The 20,078-nt window shown below is 67.4% G+C and carries 24 protein-coding genes; 5 read left to right on the top strand and 19 right to left on the bottom strand.

From position 1 onward, the window contains the following. Positions 1 to 37 precede the first annotated feature (37 nt). Positions 38 to 1,222 carry an acetyl-CoA C-acyltransferase gene (locus tag ACTHNC_RS17675; protein ID WP_440295941.1) on the top strand — a complete coding sequence of 395 codons (1,185 nt, stop codon included), beginning with the start codon at positions 38 to 40 and terminating at the stop codon, positions 1,220 to 1,222. A 5-nt stretch (positions 1,223 to 1,227) separates the two neighbouring features. Here the strand turns inward: ACTHNC_RS17675 and ACTHNC_RS17670 are convergent, their stop codons facing one another. Next, entirely contained in the window at positions 1,228 to 2,214 is a 987-nt protein-coding gene (locus ACTHNC_RS17670) for a serine hydrolase domain-containing protein (protein ID WP_440295940.1), read from the bottom strand. A gap of 24 nt (positions 2,215 to 2,238) precedes the next feature. Further along, positions 2,239 to 3,627, bottom strand: coding sequence for an NAD(P)/FAD-dependent oxidoreductase (locus ACTHNC_RS17665; protein WP_440295939.1), 1,389 nt, complete (start codon positions 3,625 to 3,627; stop codon positions 2,239 to 2,241). 76 nt (positions 3,628 to 3,703) lie between these two features. Between ACTHNC_RS17665 and ACTHNC_RS17660 the strand changes: the two genes are divergently transcribed. Continuing rightward, on the top strand, positions 3,704 to 4,231 hold the full coding sequence (locus tag ACTHNC_RS17660; RefSeq protein WP_440295938.1) for a methylated-DNA--[protein]-cysteine S-methyltransferase: 528 nt from the start codon (positions 3,704 to 3,706) through the stop codon (positions 4,229 to 4,231). 77 nt (positions 4,232 to 4,308) lie between these two features. On the opposite strand, the gene ACTHNC_RS17655 is transcribed toward ACTHNC_RS17660, so the two are convergent. From ACTHNC_RS17655 to ACTHNC_RS17640, 4 genes are all read right to left on the bottom strand, one after another. Beyond that, on the bottom strand, positions 4,309 to 5,610 hold the full coding sequence (locus ACTHNC_RS17655; protein ID WP_440295937.1) for an LCP family protein: 1,302 nt from the start codon (positions 5,608 to 5,610) through the stop codon (positions 4,309 to 4,311). 63 nt (positions 5,611 to 5,673) lie between these two features. After that, positions 5,674 to 6,129, bottom strand: a complete 456-nt coding sequence (locus tag ACTHNC_RS17650) for a hypothetical protein (protein WP_440295936.1) — start codon at positions 6,127 to 6,129, stop codon at positions 5,674 to 5,676. Between the two features lie 75 nt (positions 6,130 to 6,204). Then, positions 6,205 to 6,612 carry a DUF7882 family protein gene (locus tag ACTHNC_RS17645; protein ID WP_440295935.1) on the bottom strand — a complete coding sequence of 136 codons (408 nt, stop codon included), beginning with the start codon at positions 6,610 to 6,612 and terminating at the stop codon, positions 6,205 to 6,207. Positions 6,613 to 6,776: 164 nt separating this feature from the next. Further along, the gene (locus tag ACTHNC_RS17640) at positions 6,777 to 7,067 is read right to left on the bottom strand and encodes a hypothetical protein (protein WP_440295934.1); all 291 of its coding nucleotides are present in this window, start codon (positions 7,065 to 7,067) and stop codon (positions 6,777 to 6,779) included. 44 nt (positions 7,068 to 7,111) lie between these two features. Here ACTHNC_RS17640 and ACTHNC_RS17635 point away from each other — a divergent pair, with 44 nt between their 5' ends. Further along, positions 7,112 to 8,713 carry an alpha-amylase family glycosyl hydrolase gene (locus tag ACTHNC_RS17635; protein WP_440295933.1) on the top strand — a complete coding sequence of 534 codons (1,602 nt, stop codon included), beginning with the start codon at positions 7,112 to 7,114 and terminating at the stop codon, positions 8,711 to 8,713. Between the two features lie 63 nt (positions 8,714 to 8,776). Further along, positions 8,777 to 9,148 (top strand): hypothetical protein, encoded by a 372-nt coding sequence (locus tag ACTHNC_RS17630; protein WP_440295932.1) that lies wholly within the window; start codon positions 8,777 to 8,779, stop codon positions 9,146 to 9,148. 39 nt (positions 9,149 to 9,187) lie between these two features. Here ACTHNC_RS17630 and ACTHNC_RS17625 read toward each other — a convergent pair whose 3' ends face one another. From ACTHNC_RS17625 to ACTHNC_RS17600, 6 genes are all read right to left on the bottom strand, one after another. Next, positions 9,188 to 9,412 (bottom strand): hypothetical protein, encoded by a 225-nt coding sequence (locus ACTHNC_RS17625; protein WP_440295931.1) that lies wholly within the window; start codon positions 9,410 to 9,412, stop codon positions 9,188 to 9,190. Positions 9,413 to 9,414: 2 nt separating this feature from the next. After that, a complete protein-coding gene (locus tag ACTHNC_RS17620) occupies positions 9,415 to 9,930 on the bottom strand; it encodes a DUF6328 family protein (RefSeq protein ID WP_440295930.1) in 516 nt (171 codons plus the stop codon). Between the two features lie 3 nt (positions 9,931 to 9,933). Continuing rightward, positions 9,934 to 11,298, bottom strand: a complete 1,365-nt coding sequence (locus tag ACTHNC_RS17615; RefSeq protein WP_440295929.1) for an NRAMP family divalent metal transporter — start codon at positions 11,296 to 11,298, stop codon at positions 9,934 to 9,936. 87 nt (positions 11,299 to 11,385) lie between these two features. Continuing rightward, a complete protein-coding gene (locus tag ACTHNC_RS17610; protein WP_440295928.1) occupies positions 11,386 to 12,462 on the bottom strand; it encodes a YihY/virulence factor BrkB family protein in 1,077 nt (358 codons plus the stop codon). A gap of 13 nt (positions 12,463 to 12,475) precedes the next feature. Further along, positions 12,476 to 12,709 carry a CDGSH iron-sulfur domain-containing protein gene (locus ACTHNC_RS17605; protein ID WP_440295927.1) on the bottom strand — a complete coding sequence of 78 codons (234 nt, stop codon included), beginning with the start codon at positions 12,707 to 12,709 and terminating at the stop codon, positions 12,476 to 12,478. Further along, positions 12,706 to 13,656, bottom strand: a complete 951-nt coding sequence (locus ACTHNC_RS17600) for an iron-containing redox enzyme family protein (RefSeq protein WP_440295926.1) — start codon at positions 13,654 to 13,656, stop codon at positions 12,706 to 12,708. Before ACTHNC_RS17600 ends, ACTHNC_RS17605 begins: the two co-directional genes overlap by 4 nt. 177 nt (positions 13,657 to 13,833) lie before the next feature. Here ACTHNC_RS17600 and ACTHNC_RS17595 point away from each other — a divergent pair, with 177 nt between their 5' ends. After that, positions 13,834 to 14,907, top strand: a complete 1,074-nt coding sequence (locus ACTHNC_RS17595; protein ID WP_440295925.1) for a carboxylate-amine ligase — start codon at positions 13,834 to 13,836, stop codon at positions 14,905 to 14,907. Between the two features lie 36 nt (positions 14,908 to 14,943). Here the strand turns inward: ACTHNC_RS17595 and ACTHNC_RS17590 are convergent, their stop codons facing one another. The 7 genes from ACTHNC_RS17590 to ACTHNC_RS17560 form a co-directional block, all read right to left on the bottom strand. Then, positions 14,944 to 15,714 carry an ADP-dependent NAD(P)H-hydrate dehydratase gene (locus ACTHNC_RS17590; RefSeq protein ID WP_440295924.1) on the bottom strand — a complete coding sequence of 257 codons (771 nt, stop codon included), beginning with the start codon at positions 15,712 to 15,714 and terminating at the stop codon, positions 14,944 to 14,946. Between the two features lie 82 nt (positions 15,715 to 15,796). Further along, positions 15,797 to 16,600 carry a histidine phosphatase family protein gene (locus ACTHNC_RS17585; protein ID WP_440295923.1) on the bottom strand — a complete coding sequence of 268 codons (804 nt, stop codon included), beginning with the start codon at positions 16,598 to 16,600 and terminating at the stop codon, positions 15,797 to 15,799. A gap of 20 nt (positions 16,601 to 16,620) precedes the next feature. Then, positions 16,621 to 17,289: a DUF1345 domain-containing protein gene (locus tag ACTHNC_RS17580; protein WP_440295922.1), complete on the bottom strand. Its 669-nt coding sequence runs from the start codon at positions 17,287 to 17,289 to the stop codon at positions 16,621 to 16,623. After that, positions 17,279 to 17,515: a hypothetical protein gene (locus ACTHNC_RS17575; protein WP_440295921.1), complete on the bottom strand. Its 237-nt coding sequence runs from the start codon at positions 17,513 to 17,515 to the stop codon at positions 17,279 to 17,281. The genes ACTHNC_RS17580 and ACTHNC_RS17575 overlap by 11 nt, the downstream gene beginning before the upstream one ends. Before the next feature lie 74 nt (positions 17,516 to 17,589). Further along, entirely contained in the window at positions 17,590 to 18,213 is a 624-nt protein-coding gene (locus ACTHNC_RS17570) for a hypothetical protein (RefSeq protein ID WP_440295920.1), read from the bottom strand. Between the two features lie 89 nt (positions 18,214 to 18,302). Beyond that, positions 18,303 to 19,448, bottom strand: coding sequence for a baeRF2 domain-containing protein (locus tag ACTHNC_RS17565; protein ID WP_440295919.1), 1,146 nt, complete (start codon positions 19,446 to 19,448; stop codon positions 18,303 to 18,305). A gap of 59 nt (positions 19,449 to 19,507) precedes the next feature. Further along, a complete protein-coding gene (locus ACTHNC_RS17560) occupies positions 19,508 to 19,960 on the bottom strand; it encodes an SDR family oxidoreductase (RefSeq protein ID WP_440295918.1) in 453 nt (150 codons plus the stop codon). Positions 19,961 to 20,078 lie beyond the last annotated feature (118 nt).

Below are 20,078 nucleotides of genomic sequence, written 5' to 3'. Positions count from 1 at the left end.
CGCGGCGTCGCACATCGGACTCCCACGAGGACATTCAATGACGAATTCATCAGGGCGCACGGCCCTCATCGCGTCGTACGCGCGCACTCCTTTCCTTCGGTTCAACGGCGGATTCGCCTCCGTTCCGGCCGTCGAGCTCGGCGCCCATGCGCTGAAGGCGGCCATGGCGCGAGCGGGCGTCGCGCCCGAGCAGATCGACATCGTGCAGGGCGCCCAGGTCGTTCAGGCCGCAGCAGGCCAGAACCCGGCGCGGCAGTCGGCAGTGAAGGCCGGCATCCCGATGACGGTTCCGGCGATCACGCTGAACGCCGTCTGCCTCTCCGGCACGCTCGCGATCGCTGCTGCCGCGAAGCTCATCGAGGACGGCGAGGCCGACATCGTCGCGGTCGTCGGCCAGGAGTCGATGTCGCTGGCGCCCCACGCGTGGTCCGGCTCGCGCATGGGGCAGAAGTACGGGGCGATCGAGTTCGTCGACACGCTCGAGCACGACGGGCTGACGGATGCCTTTCAGCACGTCTCGATGGGCGCATCCACCGAGGAGTACAACAGCAAGCTCGGCATCACGCGCGAAGAGCAGGATGCCTACGCTGCGTCGTCGCACCAGCGTCTGGCTGCCGCCGCCGACTTCGTCGCCGGTGAGATCGAGCCGTACGACGTGCCGTCGCGGAAGGGCGCGACGACCTACTCGGCCGACGACGGACTCCGCGCCGACACGACGGCGGAGAGCCTCTCGGCGCTGCGTCCCGCATTCGCGAACAATGGCACGATCACGGCCGGAAACTCGTCGCAGATCACGGACGGCGCGGCGGCGCTCATCATCGTGGGCGACGACGTCGAGCTCTCGGTGAAGCCGATGGCGCGCATCCTGTCATCGTCGTTCGTCGCCGGCCCGGACACATCGCTGCACTCGCAGCCGTCGAACGCGATCGCCGCGGCGCTGCGCAAGGCGGAGGTCGAGGCATCCGCTCTCGCCGCCGTCGAGATCAACGAGGCGTTCGCGGCCGTGTCGGTGCACTCCACCCGGGAGCTCGGCCTCGACCCCGCGATCGTGAACTCGGACGGCGGGGCGATCGCGCTCGGGCATCCGCTCGGAGCATCCGGTGCCCGCATCGTGGGGCATCTCGCGCGGCGTCTGCAGCAGGCCGGGGCCGGCAGCGTGGGCGCTGCAGGACTGTGCGGGGGCGGCGGACAGGGCGCCGCGATGGTGCTCGAAGCGCTGTAGCGCGGTCAGTAGAGCGCGTCGGCGACCAGGCGGCGCAGTTCGATGACGCCGCTGTCCGACCAACGGGTCGGATGCACGCGGTTCGTCAGCAGTGTCCAGGCGCGGCCGGCGTCGAAGTCGATCCAGAGACCGGTGCCGGTGAAGCCGGTGTGGCCGATCGTGGCGGGACTGCACGCCTCGCCACCCGACCAGCCCTCGTACGGATGCTCCCAGCCGTACGTGCGTCGCGGCCCGACCGGAGTGCGCATGAGTTCGATCGACTCCGGCGCTGCGCCCGTGCCGTCGAGCAATCCGCGAGCGAAGGCGAGCACGGATGCCGCGGTGCCGAAGAGGCCGGCGTGGCCCGCTCCCTGCAGCGCCGCCGCGTTCTCGTCGTGCACCGTGCCCACGAGCATCCTTCGCCGCCACGGGCAGTATTCGGTGGCCGCGGCCTCCGCCGGATCGGCCGACCACGCGAAGCCGTCGCCGGCATCGAGATCGCGGATGTGCACGCCCGCCAGACGCTCCAGCACGAAGCCGAGAAGCATGTAGTTGAGGTCGGAGTAGGCGGGGTCGCCGTGCGGCCAGTCACGCTGGATGACGAACGCGCGCAGCTGGTCGGGATCTGTGCCGTACGTGTAAACCGGGAAGGTCGCGGGCAGTCCACTCGCGTGCGTGAGGCAGTCGCGCAGGGTGATGCGGCGCTGCCAGGCCTCCGGATCGAACTGCCGCAGCTCGGTCAACACTTGGGTGATCGGTCCGTCGAGGTCGAGGATGCCCGCAGCAGCGGCATCCAGGATGCGCGGCGTCGTGAAGATCACCTTCGTCAGCGACGCGAGGTCGAACCAGGTGTCGGTCGTCATCGGGCGCTCGTCGGGCTCGCGCTGCGCGAGTCCGACCGCGCGCACCCGTGGCTCCGGCTCATCCGGGTCGAGCACGCCGAGCACCGCGCCCGGGATGCGACCCGACTCCACCCACTCGTTCACCAGGTCGAATGCCGCGTCGAATCCCATGTGGACGAGCGTAGGGCCAGCGGCCTACTTGTGTCCGGAGACCCAGTCCGCCAGGCGGGCGATCGCGGAGGTGCGGGTGCTGCCGCGGTCCTCGGCCCGGTCGGCCATGCCGTAGGCGCGGTAGAGGCCGTTCACGGCGATGAAGCGCAGCGGCTCCAGTTCCCAGTTGCGCACGCGGTGACCGACCCACGGCAGTGCGGTGAGCGAGCTGTCGCGCTCGAGCACGAGGTCGGCGAGGGTGCGGCCGGCGAGGTTCGTGGCGGTGACGCCGGTGCCGACGTATCCGCCCGCCCACGCGAGGCCCGACGCGCGGTCCAGTCCAACCGTCGCGGACCAGTCACGCGGCACCCCGAGCACGCTGGACCATGCCCGCTCGACACGCACGTCACTCAGCACGGGGAAGAACCGCACGAGCAGTTCCCGCAGCGAGCGCACCGTCACTTCCGGCGTCGCACCGTCCGCGTCGAATCGCGAACCGAAATGGTAAGGAACGCCGCGGCCGCCGAACGCGATGCGTCCGTCTGCGGTGCGCTGGGCGTACACGTACACGTGGGCGAGGTCGCCGAGGGTGTCGCGGTTCGCCCAGCCGATGGCATCCCACTGCCTGTCGGCCAGCGGCTCGGTGACGATGAGCGACGAGTTCAACGGCACCCAGGCGCGGTGCGCGCCGGGCATGCGTGCCGTGAAGCCCTCGGTCGCGCGCACGACGACGTCGGCCTCGACGGATCCGCGTGCGGTGACCGCACGAGGCCGGTGCCCCGCGCTGCGCGGCTCGATCGCGGTCACCGGCGTGTTCTCGTACAGCTCGACGCCGAGCGAGATCACCACGTCGGCCAATCCGCGCACGAGCTTCGCCGGCTGGATGCGAGCACAGTGCGGCTGCCACACCCCGCCGAGCGTGTCCGCGACGGCGATGCGAGCGGATGCCTGCGCCGCATCGAGCAGCCGCGCGTCGACATCCGCCCACTCGGCTTCGCCGTCGGCCCATTCGTGCAGCCGGGCCAGCTGCGCCCGGTTGCGTGCGACGTTCAGCTCGCCGCCGAGCGTGATGTCCGCGTCGATGCCCTCCGCCTCGGCGACTCGGATCACCTCGTGCACGGTCGAGGTCATCGCTGACTGCATCGCCTGGGCACCCTCGCGCCCGTGCGTCTTCACGTACTGCTCGCGGCCCCCGGTGACGGAGTTGGTCAGCCATCCGCCGTTACGACCCGACGCCCCGTACCCCGCGAACCGCTGCTCCAGCACGGCGACCCGCAACGACGGCTGCGCCTTCTTCAGGTAGTACGCCGTCCACAGGCCGGTGAACCCGGCGCCGACGATGCAGACATCCGCTCGGGTGCTGTGCCGCAGCGGCAGCCGCGGCTCCGGCGTAGGCACCTGCGAATACCAGAACGAGACGGACGCCTGCGACACGTCGCCGACTCTACTCACGTTTCATTCCGCCCAAGCGTTACGCACAATGAAGAGGAACGAACGCGAGGAGTTCAGCATGAGCATCCGGCACGCCACGGTCACGGCGCCGCAGATCTCGGAGCACATCGGCGAGATCACGATCGTCGCGGAGGACGACGCCGTCGTCGGCATCTACTACCCGGGACACTGGACGAAGCCCGATCGCTCCGCGTTCGGACCGGAGGTGTCGCACGGCTCCGACCCGGCCATCGCGGCCGCGGTCGAGCAGCTGCACGACTACCTCGACGGCGGCCGCGACACGCTCGACTTCGCGATGCGCGCCAACGGGAGCGACTTCGAGGAGCGGGTCTGGGGCATCCTGCGTCAGATCCCGTACGGCGAGACCCTCACGTACGGCGGCATCGCCGAGCAGCTCGGCGACCGGTCGCTGGCCAGGATGGTCGGTCAGGCCGTCGGGCACAATCCGCTGTCGATCGCCGTACCGTGCCACCGCGTGGTCGGCGCCGACGGAAGCCTCACCGGGTACGCGGGCGGCCTCGAACGCAAGCGATTCCTACTCGGACTCGAGGGCGCCATCGAAGAGGACGCGCCGACGCTGTTCTAGTTATGTTCGCGGCTTCGCCGCTCAACAACCTCCATCGGCTCGGCAGAGCGAGCAAGCTCGCTCTGCTCTCGCCTCAGTCAGTTGTTTCCCTTCGAGCAGGTCTGGGTGGCGGCCGTCTGACCAGTGACGTCCTGCGGCAGCGCGACCGCTGTGCTGCCCGACCCGGAGCCGCCGCTGCCGGCGGTTGACCCGCCGGACGGCGTGCTCGAACCGCTTGAAGCATCCGATGGCGCCGGCGTGCCCGTCGGCCCCACCGCGCCGACGCCGGTCCCGCCCGTCAGCTGGATCGGCTGGTCGTTCTTGACCGCCTGCATCAGCACGTCGGCCGACGAGTGGTCGGCGACGACCTTGCCCGGATCTTCGGAGTCACTTCCGACCGGGTACTGCACGAACGTGATGTTGTCGTACTTGAGGTCCTTGCCGGCCATCGCGATCTGGTACAGCGTCGTCACGTTGTTCAGCGAGTCCGACCACTGGATGTGCTGCTGGGCCGCCTTCACGAGGCCCCACATCTTGACCGGGTTGGTGAGGGTCTTCGGCGTCATCACCGTGCGCACGAGCGACGACAGGAACACCTGCGTGTTGCTGATGCGCCCGAGGTCGGATCCGTCGCCCACACCGTATCGGGTGCGCAGGAACTCGGCCGCCTGCATCCCCTCCAGAACCGAAGTGCCGTCCGGCAGGTCCAGGCTCGTGTGCTCGTCGTGGATGCCTCCGCCGGTGATGCACACCGGCACGCCGCCGACGGCGTTCGACATCGCCACAACGCTCTCGAAGTCGACGACGCCGGCGAACGGGATGTCGATGCCGGTCAACTGCTCGATGGTCAGCACCGTGCACGCGACGCCACCGTAGGAGAGCGTCGTGTTCAGCGGTTGCGACGACATCGCGCTGTTCCAGCCGCCCTTGCCGTCCGGGCACTTGGGAATGGAAAGCATCAGGTCGCGCGGAAAGCTCACGACCGTGGCGTGCGTGTGGTCCTTCGAGAGGTGCACGAGCATGGTGACGTCGTTGAGCCCTGCACCAGAGCTGTCGGCGGTGGTGCCCCAGGCGTCGCCTTGCCCGGTGCGGGTGTCTGTGGCGGCGAGCAGGATGTTCACACCACCGTCGAGCGCGCCGATGTCGGGAATGGAGCCGAGCTTCTCCTCGCCGACGAGGTGCACGGAGGGCTTCTTGTCCGATACGAGGTTCGCCGCAGCGACCCCGCCGATGCCGAGCACGCTGACGAACGCGACGACGGCGACGGATGCCACGACCTTGCCGAACGTCGCCCACGGCTTGCGCCGCAACCGGCCGTGCCGGGCTATGGCGCGCAGGGGCTCGGACGCGCCGGCGTCGACGCTCCGCCGTCCACGCTGCGTATTCCTCGGTGCTGCCACCGGACCACACTAGGGCACCGTAGGGCGCTCAACCTGTGCGGAACCACATACGCTTCGCGCGCGTCAGGCGGCGTCGTCGACCGAGACCAGACCGCCGTACTCGTAGTGCACCGTCGCGCCGGGGCCGGGCTCGCCCGCGCTGAGGCGGTACAGCGACGGCAGCGCACCGGATGCGTGCGAAACCGTGCCGTCACCGGCATCCGTCTCGGCGGCATCCGTCTCGTCCACCGCTGCGCAGATCATGTCGGCGTCGAAGTCCTCGGGATCGAGCTCCATCACCTGACCGTCGAACTGCCCACCGTGCAGCACGGCGTGGAAGGTGGGTCCTGAGTCGAGGATGTCGGTGAGCTCGCTGCGGAACTCCTCGACGCTGAGGGATCGGTTGGCGCCCACCAGCAGAGCCACCCGCTCGAGCAGGTCGCCGCGCTGGGATTCGCTCAGCGCGGTGACGGACTCGACGAGCTCGCTGGCATCCAGAGCAGCCAGCAACTGCTCGGGAGTCGGCTCGATGTCGTCCATTTGCTCACGCTAAGTCGCGCGCGCTGGTACGGGCGACGACGCGCGGAGTGTTGCAGAGTCTGCTCAAGGGCCCCGTTATGGGGCCGGCACCTCGCGCTGCGGAAGCGGCGAGCTCACCTCGTCGAGCACCATCCGGATCCGTTGCTGCACCTCCGGATCGGTAGCCGGACCCGACCCGACAAGCTCCGCCTCGTCCTCGGTCATCACGACCATTCCGCGAAGGCCATGCGACGAGCGCCCCAGCGCCTCGAGCCACTGCGGATTCAGCGGCGGCGGCGTCGGCTCGGTGAAGATGAACTGTAACTGGATGGATGGGCTCAACCAGATGCTGATACGTCCGCCACCGTCTTCGGGAGCGACACGCCAACTCAGCAGAAAGCCTTCCTGCAGCCGCAGCTTCGACGTGATCGCGATCTTGAGGTGGGACAGGGTGCGGTCGTCGAAGCGGTACTGGGCACGATCGTTGTACACCAAATAGCCCATGTACCGATGATTCCACCGTTGCCGTCTTTGCGGCAGGGTGAATGCGAACCCCGGATGTCTTGTCAAGGCATCCCCGAGAAGCACCGGTCGCGCCTACCGTTTTTCTGATGGCACCGCGAATACCCGACGGCCGGAGCATCTCCGGTCGCGCACGACCTGATACGTCACTCTCCCGCCGGCAGAGCGTCGATCCGCTCCGTTCTGTTCTGGAGTTCGGCGACCGTCGGGTCGTCTTCGATGTCGGGGCCATACTCCTCGACGGGTTCGCTGACGAGTTGACTGGAGGGACCGATCAGCACCTCGATCTGATCGACCTCGCCGCTCGTGAGGCGTCCGGGAACGAACACGGCATCGGCCAGCCTTCGCGACGCAAGTGCGCGCGCATAGTCGAGGAGTGCCTCGGCGATGCTGTCGCCGGTGTAGAAGACAGTTCCTGCGTAGACGATTCGGCGCATGCATACAGCTTCGAGGTTGAGATGCCCAGGATCGAGGCCTTGACATGAGTGAATCGGCCTGGCCGCATAACGGCTACCTCTACGGAGTGGATGTTCCGCGGTTCCGTGACTCGAACGGCGACGGCATCGGCGACCTCCCTGGCGTGCTCGAGCGCCTCGACTACATCGCCGAGCTCGGCGTCTCGTGGGTCTGGCTCCTCCCCTTCTACCCGAGCGAGCGGCGGGACAACGGATACGACGTCGACGATCACGTCGGCGTCGACGAGCGCTTCGGCGATGTCGACGACTTCGAGGCATTGGTGCGGGAGTGTCACCGCCGCGGCATCTCCGTGCTTGTCGACCTGGTCATCCATCACACCTCCGATCACCACCGCTGGTTCCAGGAGGGCCGGCGGGATCGTTCATCCCGGTACGGCAACTACTACGTGTGGGCCGACGAGCCGGTCGACGTGCCGAACGACGTGAACGTGTTCCCCGGTGAGGAGAACGACGTCTGGACCTATGACGAGGCGGCGCACGGCTGGTACCACCACCAGTTCTACGAGTTCCAGCCCGACCTCAACCTCGCCAACCCCGAGGTGTTCGAGGAGATCGTTCGCATCGGAACGACGTGGTTGGAGCGCGGCGTCGACGGCTTCCGGCTGGATGCCGCAATCCCCGCGGTCACCAAAAAGCCCACTCTCGGCACGGAGGTAGACGACAGAGTCTTCTTCCAGCGCCTGCGCAGCCGGCTCGCCGAGGTGCGCGGCGACGTGGTGCTGGTCGGCGAGGCGGACGTCCACCCCGTTGCCATGGCTCCTCTCGTGCACGGCGGACAGATGGATGCCGTGCTCGACTTCGCGCTCAACAACAACGTGTTCCTCGCCCTCACGCGCGAGAACCCGGACGCCATCTACCTCGCTCTCGAGAGCCTCGACACCGCGGTGCCTCCGCCGGCGCGGGTGAACTTCATGCGCAACGCGGACGAGCTCGACCTGCAACAACTCACCGACGAGGAACGCCGCGAGGTCTTCACCGCGTTCGCACCCGATCCGGAGATGCTGCTCTACGGCCGTGGCTTGCGGCGCGGCTGGACACCGATGATGGGCAATCCACAGCGGTTCCGCATGACGCTGAGCCTGCTTGCCGCGTTGCCCGGCGTTCCCCTGCTCCTGCAGGGACAGGAGCTCGGAATCGGCGACGACCTCTCGGTGGAGGGCCGCGGGGCCGGCAGACCGACCATGCAGTGGGCGGATGCGCCGGCCGGTGGATTCAGCGACCGGGCAGACGCGCCGTTCGTCCTGCCCGCCCAGCGCTCCGGTCCGTACGATTTCGCCCGGGTGAATGTGGAGCGGCAGCAAGGGGACCCGCGGTCGCATCTCATTCTCGCGCGCACTCTGGCGAGGCTGCGAGCGGATGCCTGTCTCGGCATCCTTCAAGCCCGTCGCGTCGCTCTGCCCGGCGCGCCGCGGGTGCTGGCCCTGCGCACCTGGGACAAGACATCACCGTGCGACACCGTCACGCTGCACAACCTCAGCGCCATGCCGCAGCCGATCCGGCTCGACCTGCGCACCACCACGCTCCTGGGAGAAGAGTGGCACGGAGACGCACTCGGCGGCTACGGATTCGTGTGGTTGCGAGTCTTGGAACCTGGTGGTATGGCGTAAGTAGATGTTGCTCAGCCCGGACCCGCTGACACGTCCACTCTCGGGGATTGTGCGGCGGTTTCCATGGAATATGAAGAGGACTATTGGGTTGAGGCGGTCGACGCTTCTTCCTATTACGGTCGGCTCGCGGTCGTCGTCTTCTTTCGGAGGGATGACACGTTCGAGGCTGAACTCGCCGACTACGAGCGTTCACTGAGTTCGGGCACCGCAACCGGCTCGCAACCCGCCACCCGTCGAGCGGCGCGGATGAATGTGGATGTGCGGCCGGTGGCCGGCGGTGCGTTGCGTACCGACTTCTCTGTGAGCTCCGGCGGCACGGGCACGGAGAACATCGCGGTGTGGACCTTCGCGCACACCTGGCCGCGGCCTGTCGAGTTCCACGTCGTCGTCCGGGCCGACAGCCGAGTCATCTACGACGCGTCGACCACCGCCTGAGCCACCGCAGCGACATCGACGGCTCAGCGGAGCACCTGCTCACCGGGATGCTTCCTCCTCGACGTCGTCGGCGAGCGCGTCGAGGGCCTCGGGGCGTAATTCGATGTGCTCCGCCCTCAGCCGCTCGTCGAGAATCTCGGCCGTATCGCCGCGTACTCGCCCGTGCTCGATGTCTTCCAGCAGATCCTGGACGACCCGTTCTACGGTCGCCATGGTGTCGTCCTGTGCGCCGTTGTCAGCGATGTCTTTTGCGAAGTCGATCATGGTCAGCCCTTTCCTTGGTCCTCTAACGGCACACTGCCCGATCGTCTGAAGGCGAGCGGGAAGACCAGCAACCAGACGGCCATCGCAAGGGCGACCAGCACGCCCGCGATGACGCCGGCGAGCAGCGACGCGACGACGTCGAACAGGAAGAACACCACGCCCGAGGTGAGCGCGGCGACGAGGATGAGGGCGAGCACGAGCATCCGATTGCCCTGTGTCACCAGCCATTCCTTGCGCTTGCGCCGGAACAGCGCGCGGTGCAGCGCGACCGGCAGCAGACCGACGGCCGTGGTTGCTGCTGCGAGCACGATGAGGCAGAGGTAGATGATCTTCTGGTAGCCACCGAGGTGCTGAAACCCGTACTGGAACGCTACGGTCAGCAGGAACCCGGAAAGGATCTGCGTGCCGGTCTGCGTCACGCGTAGCTCCTGTACGAGCTCCTGCCAGTTGCGGTCGGCACGCTCGTCGCGCGTCTCATCACGCCCACCGCGGCGGCCCTCGAAGGTCGCGGGTTCCATCCGTCATCCTCCCGCGATCGTGTACCAGATGCCGTAGGCGCCGCCGATGCACATGACCACGGTGGCGATCCATCCGATCGTCTGCGACAGCCATCCGTTGCGGTATTTGCCCATGATGCGTCGGTCTCGCCCGATCAGCATCATGATCACGAGAAATGGTCCTGCGGCGATGCCGTTGACCAGCGCTGAAAGCACGAGCAGCTGGATGGGGTTGCTCACGAAGATCGCCAGAATGGTGCCCGCCACGATGCCGACGCCGAGCAGCAGGTAGAAGATGGGCGCCTTCTTCGGGCTCTTGTCGAGGCCCCATTTTTTGTCGAGCAGGGCGGCGAGGCCCGCCGATCCGGATGCCGCGAGCACCGGCACCGCGAGGATGCCGGAACCGATGAATCCGATCGCGAAAAGTGCACCGGCCCAGGTGCCCGCGATGGGCTCGAGCGCCTTCGCCGCCTCGGCGGCGCTCGTCACCGTCTTGTGATGGGCGCCCAGCGTCGCGGCGGTGGCAGCGATGATCGCGAACATGATCAACACGCTGAACACCATGCCCGTGAACACGTCGACGCGACCGCTGCGCAGGCGCCGCTTGGCGCCTCCGCGGCTGCGGTCCGAGAGCGCGGGCGCGTGCTCACCCTTGAGTTTCTCGTCGCGGCCCTCTTCGATGCGCTGCGCGGTCTGCCAGAAGAACATGTACGGACTGATCGTGGTACCGAACACGGCGACTGCCAGCCCGAAGTATGCCGGCGTGAACCGGAACTGCCCGCCGACTAGCCCAAGGAGAACATCGCCCCACTTCACGTGCGCGACGAAGAGCACGCCGACATAGACCAGCAACGCCAGGCATAGCCACTTGAAGATGCGTCCGATCCACTCGAACGACCCCGCCATCAGCGCGACGGCGATGCCCACGCCTGCAATCGCCGACCACAGTGGTGCTGGTCCTGCGTGGATCAGTTCCATTCCCTGCCCGATGGCCATCAGGTCGGCGGAGAGGTTGAGGCAGTTCGCCACGATGAGGGCGACGACGAGGACGATGATGGCGATACGTGCGCCCTTGCGGAACTTGCGACGAATGAGCTTGCCGAAGCTGTCACCTGTGGCCAGCGCGGTGCGGTCGCAGATCTCCTGCACGGCCATCATCATCGGCAGCGTCACCGGAACCGTCCACAGCAGCCCGTTACTGTACGTGGCCCCGGCCTGCGCGTAGGTGGCTATGCCGGACGGGTCGTCATCCGCAGCACCGGTGACCAGCCCCGGGCCGAGCACGCGGAGGAAGCGGACGAACGGATTCCTGCTCGGCTGGTTCTCTTCGCCAGGACGGGAACCTGCTTCGTCTGACGCCGCAGGTTGGGGCTTGGACTGTGTCGACATTCTGCTCCTTGGTTATCGGAAGCATCGATGCTGGACGGACCGGTGGCAACCCCCTTGCGAGTCGCCCAAACTGAGCCGATCTTCAGGTCAGTCGTCCTCGCCGCGGCTCCGATCACGGCCGCGCGACTCCCGTAGAGAGCGCCCGGACCCGATCTCCTTCTCCTCCTTCTCGGCGTTCTTCTCACTCTGCTCGACGTCGCGTGGTGGCAACTGGATCTGCTCTTCGGCTTTGATTCCGCCCTGAAGTTCCCTGCCACGTTCGAGCTCCGAGTCGAACTCCGCACCCAGGAGAAGGAGGTTGTTCGCGATCCACAGCCAGATGAGGAAGATGATGATGCCCGCGAGCGATCCGTACGACTTGTTGTAGTGCGAGAAATTGGCGACATAGAAGCCGAAGCCGACCGAGGCGATGACGATCAAGCTGAACGCGAACGCGCCCCCGACGGTCGTCCACCGGAACTTGGGCTGCCTCACATTCGGTGTGGCGTAGTAGAGGATCGCTATCGCCACGATCACCGCTGCGGCAAGGATCGGCCACTTCACAATGGACCAGGTGATTTTGAGCGCAGGGCCGATTCCCAGGGCGTTGCCGACGGCATCCGTGACCGGGCCGGAGATGACCAGCGTCAGGATCATCACGATCACCAGGACGATGAGAATGAGGGTGACCAGGAGCTGGGCAGGCTTCTTCTTCCAGTACGGACGCCCCTCGTCGATCTCGTAGATGCGGTTCATCGCGCGGGCGAATGCGCCGACGTAACCGGATGCCGTCCAGATGGCCAGCACGATGCCGGTGACCAGGGCGACGCCCGCCACCGGTGAGCGGGCGAACTGCTCCAGCGGGCCCTTGATCACCTCGGCCGTGGATCCTGGGACGACCTGTTTCACCAGCGACAACACGGTGCTCGTGGCCTTCGATCCTTCTCCCACGACTCCGAGAATGGAGAACACAGCGAGCAGTCCCGGAAAGAGCGCGAGCACACCGAAATACGTGAGAGCGCCAGCACTGTCGATGCACTGATCGAAGACGAACTCGCGCATCGCCCTGCGCAGCGCGTACGTCCACGACGGCTTGTGCAGTCTCGGTGGCGTCTTCGGCTTGCGCGGATCGTCGGGCGCCGGAGCATCCTCCAGGCGTTCGCTCGACCCGATGTCATCGGTCATCGTCGTGTTTCGCCTACTCGGCGTCTTCGGGCTCGGGCACCGGCTCGGTGTGGAAATGCACGAGCTTGTGCGAGCCATCGCAGAACGGCTTGATCGTCGAGACGCCGCAGCGGCAGAGCGCGACCGTGCGGCGGGTGGGTGTGATCGGCGTGCCGTCGGAGGATTGGATCCGAATGGGACCACGCACGAGCAGCGGACCGTCGGTGCACGCGACGATCAGCGTCTCATCCTTCCCCGAACCCGTCATGCCGGCACCTTCGTGGTGTCGCGCAGCGATGACGCCCCTTCTTCCCACCGCTCGAGCAAATGCCTGCCGACAAGGCCATCGGCGTACAGGCACGCTCGTGCGCCGAACACGATGTCGTGCAGCAGCTCGGGATGCGCCTCGGCAAGTCCGCCGGCGAGGTCGCGGCCCGCGATCTGCTCGTGCACTGCATCGGCTTCCACATGCTCGTCGAAGTACCACGTGACATCTCTGCCGTAGCCGAGGCGACGGAAGCCGTTGCCGTAGTGCCGATTGGGGACAGACGAGGTCATTTCGAACGCCGCCAGGTGTCCGACGATCGCGCCCCTGAGTCGGCGATTCAGGCCGAACATCGACATCATGTTGAATGACGCGAGCGTCACGGCCGGCACTGCATCCAGATACGCGCCGTACTCGCTGTCCAGCCCGAGCGCATCCATGGTGCCGGCGAAGATGGCGGCGTGGATGCGCCCAGGACGGCCCCCACCGTACTCGTCCGACTGCACTTCGACGAGCGCGGCCTTCGCGCGTCCGGTCAGCCGAGGGATCGCCCAAGAGTGCGGGTCGGCCTCGCGGAGGGTGTAGATGGATCGTTGGATGACGAACTCGCGCGCCTGCTCGTCCGTCGCGGACTTCGCGAGATACCTCGCGACGCTCGGCCCGTCGTCTTCGCCGGTCAGCGTGAAGAGGTGCGTCGCCACAGCCTCCGCGTTCGGCTCGGGCAGCTCGAACTCGCCGACGCGATCACGCAAGGCTCTCTCGAACTCGCGCTCGATCCCACGACGCGCAGTGACGGCATCCGGCTCCCACTCCCACCGGCCATCCAGCGCGGGAAGGGACCCATACGAGAGCGCCTGCAGCAGCAGAAGAGCCAACTGCAGGTCGTCATCGGTGAAGAGGTCGTCGCTGTTCAATGCGGCCTGCTCGATCGCGGCGGACGCCCGGCGCATGTCGGTTCGTCGGTCATCCGGCGAAAAAGGCAACAGCTCCAGCAGCGCACTGCTGGCGGGACCCCGAGGAGAGACCGGAAGGGTCGGCGGCGTAGTCATGGCTCGAACCCTCGCCGGGTGCGGGTTCGAGCGTCAACCGGTTGTCACGGTGCTACCCGTTGTGCATACCGTGCGGTGATGCGCGCGCAGGCTGTTCCGACGGTCGGGGTCGAGGAGGAGTTCGTTCTTCTCGATCGCGCACTCTTGGCGCCGGTGGATGCGGCCGACGCGGTCCTCCGTCGAATGACCGCGGCCGAAGGTCTTGGTCTGCACATGGCGGAGTTCTTCGCCTCTCAAGTGGAACTCGCCACCCTGCCGACCACCGCGATGGCTGAGCTCGAGCGGATGATTCGGCTTCTCCGCACGGAGCTTGCGGTCGTAGCAGCAGAGCAAGACTGCATCGCCGCAGGCACCGGTACGCCGTTCGACGTCCGCGACGGCGGCGGGTTCTCTGCCGAGCCTCGCTATGAGCGGATCGCGGCGGAATACGGTGCGGTCGCCCGCGATCACCAGATCAATGGCCTGCACGTGCACGTGGCCGTCCCCTCCGACGATGCCGCTGTGCGCGGGATCAACGTGTTGCGTCCCTGGCTGCCGTTGTTGCTCGCGCTCTCTGCGAACTCGCCGTTCTGGCGTCGAGAAGACACCGGCTTCGACAGCTGGCGCGCGATCGATAGCCGACGGTGGTCCTCCTCCGGAGTGCCCCCGCGGTTCACGGATGCCGCCGACTTCCGGGCGCGCACGGAAGCGCTAGCGGGTATCGCAGGCGTGATCGACCCGGGGACCCTGAATTGGGTGGCCAGACCGTCTCGTCGGTATCCGACGGTCGAGGTCCGCGTCTTCGACGCCCAGTTCGATCCGGCCAAGACGGTCGCCTTCGCCGCTTTGACACGTGCGCTCGTCACGCACGCCGGTGAGGAGCTCCCGACATCCGGAGAGCTGCTCGATGCGGCCATGTGGCACGCGGCCCGCAACGGCGTCTCGGGTGACCTCGTCGACCCTCGCACCTCGAAGCTCGTGCCGGCCGAGAAGGCCGTGGCAGCCCTGCTCGATGCGGCAGCCGCAGGACTGGATGCCTACGGCGACCGCGAACTCGTGGCATCCGCGGTTGCCGACGTGCTGGAACACGGCAACGGCGCAAGTCGGCAACGACGTGCGTTCACGGAGGGCGGGATCGATGGCTTGCGGCGCCTCTACTCGCGACTGACCTGATCCGGGCGCAGAAAGCTCCGGAGCCGGAATCGTGCGCTATCCCTCTGTCGCGATGGCGAGCTCGCGTGGAAGCCGATCGGAGAGCTCTCTGGCGAGGTATCCGACCGGGGCGACAGCCGCGGCAAGGGTCTTCCCCGCCCGCGCGTGAAGATACGTGCCCCATACCGCTGCATGCAGGGATATGCATCCACGGGCCGCGAGACCGGCGATGGCACCGGCGAGCACGTCGCCACTGCCGGACGTTCCTAGACCAGGCCCTGCTTCCCGCACTCGGTAAATGGCTCCATGCGGCTCAGCGATGACGCCCATGCAGGTCACCACGGCCGCGTAGCGCTCGGCCAATTCCCTGGTGTCCGCGACCAGATCGTGAAGCGAACGCCCGAGCAATACCTCCGCCTCACTCTCGTTCGGTTTCAGGATGGTGTTCGGGAACCGTCGTCCGGAGCGGTGACCCGCCAAGGCACCGAGGGCGTACGCATCCAGAACGACGGTGCTCCCCTCGCCGGTCATTCCGGCCAGGGCCGAGAGCATTCGTCGCGCTTCTCGCACATCGTCGAGACCCGGGCCCACGAGAACAGCATCGGCCTCGCGGATCTCGCACGGGAAGGCTCGCACGGATCGCCCACGCACCTGACCCGCGGGACTCTCCTCGAGCGCCAGCACCCCGCTCTCCGGCACCGCGACCCCGACACCCACCGCGACGGACGCCGCAACCCCAAGGCTCAGCCTGCCGGCGCCCACTCGTAAGGCGGAAAGCCCGGCCAGTTGCACGCCACCGGGTGTGGAGCGCGCGCCTCCGATCACCATGACGTCACCGCGGGAGCGCTTCGAGCCGCCAGGCTCTGGAAGCGGCCATGATCGGAGGAGCGCCGCGTCGACGTCTATCGCTTCACGAGCCATCGTCGTCCGTTCCGGTGTGTTCGGTCGTCGGCACTCCCGCCGCCTGCACGTGCCCCGCGTCTCCGAAGGCGTCGAGGTGCCAGAGTCCTTCAGCATCCGAGGTGAAGCTCGTGATGGAGGCGTTCGGTACGACGCGATCGGCAAGAAAGCGCATCAGTTCCGCCTCGTCAAGGCGCAGGAGCACGTAGGTGAACAGGCTCACCAAGGCATCATGGGTGAAGATGACGAGCGGTGCCGAACCCCACCACTCGATGTCCCGGAGGAAGGACCGGACGCGGAGGGCGACATCCGCCCATGACTCTCCTCCGGGCGGACGATAATAGAACTTGCCGAGCCACCGCCGCCGGGCTGCTTCCTGGGGAAACCGGACGTCGACGCCGCGCGAGGTGAGCGTGTCGAGTATCCCCAATTCACGGTCGCGCAGCCGCTCGTCAACGAGAAATGAGTCGCCACCGATCGGAGGCGCCGTGAGATCACTACCGGTTCCCATGGCTATCCGTGCGGTTTCCACGGCGCGCAGGTACGGTGAGCTCCACACTCGGTCCCTGGACAAGCTGCCGGCACCGAGCTGCGCGCGAAGAGCAGTGGCAGCCGCGGCAGTCTGCCTGCGCCCGAGTTCGGAGAGCTGAACGTTCGGGTCGCTCGCCTGAACGTCGATGACCTCCAGGCCGGCGTTCTCCGCGGCCGCGGCTGCCACGTTCGCCGTGCTCTCACCATGACGAACCAACAAGATCCGGCGCCCCGCCGAGTTCGACGAGGACGGGGTCCTGCCGGGCTCATGCAACCGATCCACTGTCAGGCTCCTTGCCGAGGTCAGGACGACGTGCCGAGACCAGCAACGAGGTTCACCGTTGTTGCCAGGATGACCGAACCGAAGAGGTACGACAGCAGCATGTGCTTGAGCACGGCGGTTCGTATCTCGCGCGAGTGCAGGTTGGTGTCGGAGACCTGGAAGGTCATGCCGACCGTGAACGCGAGGTACGCGAAGTCGACGTAGTGCGGAGGCTGCTTCATGTTGAAGTCAATCCCGCCGTCTGGCTCCGTGTAGTACAGGCGCGCGTAGCGCAGGGTGAACAGCGTGTGGATGAGCAGCCACGACAGTCCGACGCTCAGCACGGCGAGCGCGGGCGCAAACGCCTTCTCCACGCTGGTTCCTGAGCTGGCGGCAATGAGACTGACTCCGATCGCGCCCAGGCTGACCACGCTGGCGATGATGAGCAGGATGTCGGCGGATGCTCGCGTCGGATCCTCGCGCGTGGCATGCTCGCGCGTCTGCTCGTCGTTGAGCTTGCGCACGGCCAGCCACGCCCACAGCACATACGTGATGCAAGCGACGTCCCAGCCGATGACGGGCGAATCCTCCTGCGCGCCGAACAGCGCGGCGATTGCTCCGGCGACCAGGCCGGCGGCCGCCATGACGATGATCCGACGGTGAGACCGGTGCTTCAGCCACCGTTTCGAGAGCGTCTGCTCATGCGACATGCGACCTCCTGGCATCCGTACCCCCGGTTCGCTTGCGCCGCTTGCGTGCGCCGAACTCGACCGGCAGCGAGAGCACAAGGCCTGCGAGCACCAGGCCGATCACGGGCCAGAGCAGCGTCAGCGTGCTCGCGAGCACGCCGATGACGAACAGCACGAGGCCCAGGGCGTACAGGCAGCCGGATGCCCACGCCAGGGCATCCAGTGTTCGTCTCGATGGTCGTTCCACATGCAGCACGCTGCCTGAGGGCGGCTGAGAAAGGAAGCGCTTGCCGACCGCGCCAGAACATGGCAGGGGTCGGACTAGACCTTCAGCACGCCGGTGGGTTCGCTCCAGGTTCCGCGCTGCGAGAGCACGTCGTAGGCGATGCGCTCGAGAGCGGAGGGATCGGGCGCCAGACCGCGTGCCACGATGTCGTCGGGGCTCGAGCGGAACACGAACTTCGCCAGGCTGCGCAGGGCCGCCTCGGTCGGCTCGGCCGGTGCGACTTCGAAACGCTCGGCGAACGCGCGCAGGTTGCTCCGTTCGGGCAACGCGCACAGCCGCGGGTCGAAGACCCAGCTGGTGCACACGTACGTCTCGCCCGCACCGAAGTATTCCTGGGCAAGCGCGAGCGAGTCGTCGACGGATGCCGGCGCGAGCGGTCCCGACTCCGGAATATGGATGCCCCGTCCCCGTTCGGCGGCGTGCGTCTCGAACTGCAGCCGACCAAGCGTGACGACGCGGCCGTGGAACACATCGATCAACCACCCGTCGTCGACGAGCTCCCCGTAGAGCTCGTCCTTTCGCCGGATGTCGACGAGAGATGCCTCGGCGACCTCGCGCGGGAACCCGAGGGCCCCGAACCTGGCGACGGCGTCCTCGTGCAGGTCGTCCATCGCTGCGAGGAGCGCGGCGCGCGACGCGGGCGGGAGGGGCAGGCTCACGAGATGCGATCATCCCACGTGCTCACTCAGGAACGACACGACGCACGCCGCCAGCTCCTGCGGCGCCTCCTCCGCGATGTGGTGACCGCCTAGGCGGAGTCCTCGCTCGCCTCGCGCGGCCAACGCAGTACCGCAACTGGCTGGGGCTCCGGCCGCTCGGGCATCGGCTCCCCCTCCGCCGGCTCGTCGACCTCCTGCACGAGCACGCTCGCCCCGGTCAGCACAGCGGCCCTGGCCAGGCCCTCGGCGATCGAGACCTGCTCGATGACGTTCGCGCCCAGTCGGTCGTCGACGTCATGCGCGACCCAGGGCTCGGCATCCAGAGCCTCGAGCGTGCCGTCGACACCGAGCTCCCGCGCGTTCAGCACGAGCGTGTCGACCTGCGCCTGCCGGAGTGCAGCGACCACGTCGGCGACCCCACGAGCGCCGTTCGCCCCGTTGTCCACAGCGGCGCGATCGAGCGCTTCATCGATGTCTCGGCGCAGGTGCTGGTCCACCGCAGCGGAGATCGCTTCGTCGAGCGCCTCGTCATCGGCTCCCTCCGCCTTCGTGTGCGCGTCGACGTCGACGAGAAGCGCTCGCGTGGACGGCCCGAGCTGGTCTTCGAGCAGCTGTCTGGCGCGAACATCCCCGGCGATCACGACGAAGCTCGGCCGGTGCTCGAGGACCAGCTGTTCGAGCGCGTCGTCCACCTCGGACTGCGTCTGCTTCCAGATCTCCTCGGAGTGCATCTGGTAGCGGCGATGGGACCAGCCGCCGGCCTGCACCTTGGGCAGGCTGTCCGTCCGACCCTGCACCTCCGCCGCCTCGTCGGTTCCCGCGCGTCCCCACGTCTCGACGCGCAGGTGTGCACCCTCCCTGCCTGCCTCGACGAGCACGTACCGGATGTCGGCAGCTGCGTGCCGGAGCAGCGGCAGCACAGGGGGCACCCGCTGGTATCCGATCTGCTCCGGTCCGAGCCTTTCGCCCACGAACCGCTCGGCCAGTTCCACCCGCCCGTCGCGCACGAGCAGATAGAGAACCGAGGGACTCGGGATGCCGGCATCCGTCGCCACCGTCTCGTCGACGGCCTGCACATCCGGCTCCGGCGCGCCGCGTTTGCGCAGCTCGTCGAGCAGGGCGTGGCGCCTGCTGTGCTCGGCCGGCGTCGGTTCGTCGCCGTGGCCGTCGAGGTATGCGAACGTGTACGTGCCGTCGCCGGACAGGACGCGGACGAGTTCGTTCTGATCGATCATCGTTGCTCCCTGAAGGGCCTCCCTTGCCGGAGGCCCGACTCGATCGGGGTTTCGTCGCGTCAGAGGATGGGACGTCCCCCGGTGACCGCGACGCGCGCGCCCGAGATGTACGACGCCTCGTCGCTGGCCAGGAGCACGTACACGGGTGCGAGCTCAGCGGGCTGCGCCGGGCGCCCGAGCGGTGTGTTGCCGCCGAACTTCTCCACGTGCTCCGCGGGCATCGTCGACGGGATCAGCGGCGTCCACACCGGCCCAGGCGCGACGCTGTTCGCACGGATGCCGCGCTCCCCCAGCAGCTGCGCCAGCGACGCCGTCATGTTCGCGATCGCCGCTTTCGTCGCCGCGTACGGCATCAGCGTGGGCGACGGCGCGTCCGAGTTCACCGACGACGTTCCGATGATGGATGCGCCGGACGACATGTGCGGGAGCGCCGCCTTCACGAGGTGGAAGTACGCGCTGAGGTTCGTCGCGATCGTCTTGTCCCACTCGTCGACCGTGCGGTCGAGCGGCACATATTCGCATTTCGGCTATGTTCGCTTTCCGGCCATATGATCTGTCCGGGAGGCACACGTGGGGATCTTGATTTGCGGGCCGAAACAGGTCGAGTTCGACGACCGTCTGCTCACCCAC

The sequence above is a fragment of the Humibacter sp. genome (assembly GCF_051954055.1).
Taxonomy (GTDB): domain Bacteria; phylum Actinomycetota; class Actinomycetes; order Actinomycetales; family Microbacteriaceae; genus Humibacter.
This window is presented reverse-complemented; position numbering and strand designations above follow the sequence as displayed.